Annotated in this window: 1 protein-coding gene; it reads right to left on the bottom strand. The window is 65.6% G+C overall.

The window, feature by feature from the left end; translation table 11 throughout:
- On the bottom strand, window positions 1-305 hold a 305-nt coding region (locus D8Z78_RS24405), incomplete at both ends, for a GTP-binding protein (RefSeq protein WP_240672266.1).

The following is a 305-nucleotide window of genomic DNA, read 5'->3' as shown; positions in this document are numbered from 1 at the left end:
TCGACCTGGTCGACCTTGTTCATGAACACGACCATGGCGGGGATGCCCACCTGGCGGCCCAGCAGGATGTGCTCGCGGGTCTGCGGCATCGGGCCGTCAGCCGCGTTCACCACCAGGATCGCGCCGTCCATCTGGGCGGCACCGGTGATCATGTTCTTGACGTAGTCGGCGTGGCCGGGGCAGTCGACGTGGGCGTAGTGGCGGTTCTCGGTCTCGTATTCCACGTGCGCGGTCGAGATGGTGATGCCGCGGGCCTTCTCTTCGGGCGCGCCGTCGATCTGGTCATACGCCTTGAAGTCACCGAA

The sequence above is a fragment of the Tropicibacter alexandrii genome (assembly GCF_003667315.2).
GTDB classification, from domain to species: Bacteria; Pseudomonadota; Alphaproteobacteria; order Rhodobacterales; family Rhodobacteraceae; genus Tropicibacter; species Tropicibacter alexandrii.
This window is presented reverse-complemented; position numbering and strand designations above follow the sequence as displayed.